This window comes from Nocardioides sp. Soil796 (assembly GCF_001429525.1).
Taxonomy (GTDB): domain Bacteria; phylum Actinomycetota; class Actinomycetes; order Propionibacteriales; family Nocardioidaceae; genus Nocardioides.
Genome location: NZ_LMSQ01000022.1, coordinates 1 through 2,500 on the forward strand (window position 1 = coordinate 1; position 2,500 = coordinate 2,500).

The following is a 2,500-nucleotide window of genomic DNA, read 5'->3' on the forward strand; positions in this document are numbered from 1 at the left end:
GGTCTTTCCGTCCTGCCGCGCGTAACGAGCATCTTTACTCGTACTGCAATTTCGCCGAGTCCACGGTTGAGACAGCGCCCAAGTCGTTACTCCATTCGTGCAGGTCGGAACTTACCCGACAAGGAATTTCGCTACCTTAGGATGGTTATAGTTACCACCGCCGTTTACTGGGGCTTAAGTTCTCCGCTTCGAACCGAAGTTCTAACAGGTCCCCTTAACCTTCCAGCACCGGGCAGGAGTCAGTCCGTATACATCGTCTTACGACTTCGCACGGACCTGTGTTTTTAGTAAACAGTCGCTTGGGCCTGGTCTCTGCGGCCTTCATCGCTTCCGGGAGCAAGTCCCATCACGAATCCGGCCCCCCTTCTCCCGAAGTTACGGGGGTATTTTGCCGAGTTCCTTAACCGTGGTTCACTCGATCGCCTTGGTATTCTCTACCTGATCACCTGAGTCGGTTTGGGGTACGGGCGGCGCATAGCTCGCTAGAGGTTTTTCTCGACAGCATAGGATCATCCACTTCGTCCATACGGACTCCCCATCAGGTCTCAGGCACATGAACGGCGGATTTGCCTACCGTTCGCCCTACACCCTTAGCCGTGGGCAACCATCGCCACGGTTGGACTACCTTCCTGCGTCACCCCATCGCTTGACTACTACTAGTTCGGGTCGTGCGCTCTGCCACCATCGTCCCGAAGGATCCCGGTGGTTTTGGGCACTTAGCATCACTAGGTTCGTCATGGGCGCTATTTTGCCGGTACGGGAATATCAACCCGTTGTCCATCGACTACGCCTGTCGGCCTCGCCTTAGGTCCCGACTTACCCAGGGCAGATTAGCTTGACCCTGGAACCCTTGATCATTCGGCGGACTGGTTTCTCGCCAGTCATTCGCTACTCATGCCTGCATTCTCACTCGTGTGGCCTCCACGGCTGGATCACTCCGCCGCTTCACTGCCCACACGACGCTCCCCTACCCATCCATGCAACTGGACCACAAAGGCCTGTCTTACGCATGAATGCCATAGCTTCGGTGGATAACTTGAGCCCCGCTACATTGTCGGCGCGGAATCACTTGACCAGTGAGCTATTACGCACTCTTTCAAGGGTGGCTGCTTCCAAGCCAACCTCCTGGTTGTCTGTGCGACTCCACATCCTTTTCCACTTAGTTATCGCTTAGGGACCTTAGCTGATGGTCTGGGCTGTTTCCCTCTCGACTACGGAGCTTATCCCCCGCAGTCTCACTGCCGCGCTCTCACTTACTGGCATTCGGAGTTTGGTTAACGTCAGTAACCTTGTAGGGCCCATCGGCTATCCAGTGCTCTACCTCCAGCAAGAAACACGCGACGCTGCACCTAAATGCATTTCGGGGAGAACCAGCTATCACGAAGTTTGATTGGCCTTTCACCCCTATCCACAGGTCATCCCCTCAGTTTTCAACCTAAGTGGGTTCGGTCCTCCACGCGGTCTTACCCGCGCTTCAACCTGCCCATGGATAGATCACTTCGCTTCGGGTCTTGATCGTGCTACTCAAACGCCCTATTCGGACTCGCTTTCGCTACGGCTTCCCCACACGGGTTAACCTCGCAACACAACGCAAACTCGCAGGCTCATTCTTCAAAAGGCACGCTGTCACAGGGACGAATCCCCGCTCCAACGGTTTGTAGGCACATGGTTTCAGGTACTATTTCACTCCCCGCCAGGGGTACTTTTCACCTTTCCCTCACGGTACTTGTCCGCTATCGGTCACCAAGGAGTATTTAGGCTTAACGGGTGGTCCCGCCAGATTCACACGGAATTTCAGGGGTTCCGTGTTACTTGGGGTGACGTCTCAGAGCCATCGTCTTACGTGTACGGGGGTATCACCCTCTACGCCAGGACTTTCCAATCCATTTCGACTTCAACGATGGTTTCTAACTCTGTGTCGGATCGGCAGATCCGACGTGACGGCCCCACAACCCTCGAACAGCAACGCCTGCCGGCTATCACACTGCACGAGTTTGGCCTCTTCCGATTTCGCTCGCCACTACTCTCGGAATCACTTTTGTTTTCTCTTCCTACCGGTACTGAGATGTTTCACTTCCCGGTGTTCCCTCCAACTGTCCTATGTGTTCAGACAGAGGTAACTGGACATGACTCCAGCTGGGTTTCCCCATTCGGAAATCCCCGGATCACAGCTTGGTTACCAACTTCCCGGGGCTTATCGCAGGTTCCTACGTCCTTCATCGGCTCTTGGTGCCAAGGCATCCACCATGTGCCCTTAGTAGCTTGTCTTGCTACAAAGATGCTCGCGTCCACTGTGTAGTTCTCAAGATACGGGCGGTACCACCACAAACTCCGTGCCTACCCAGTCCAACGACCAAGCGGTTCAGCGGTGTGATGGCCCACGAGAAAACGAGTCAAGACTCGATCCCTCAGGACCCAACAGTGTGTCAAGTGCTCACCCCCACCAAACCCCGCGTTCCACGTCCCGAAGGACAGTACTAACAGACCAGGCGGAAAGCTC

1 rRNA gene is annotated in these 2,500 nt (G+C 55.0%); it reads right to left on the bottom strand.

Going from position 1 to position 2,500, the window contains the following annotated elements:
- A 23S ribosomal RNA gene (locus ASH02_RS23815) occupies window positions 1-2,268 on the bottom strand; the annotation flags it as partial.
- Between the last annotated feature and the right edge of the window lie 232 nt (window positions 2,269-2,500).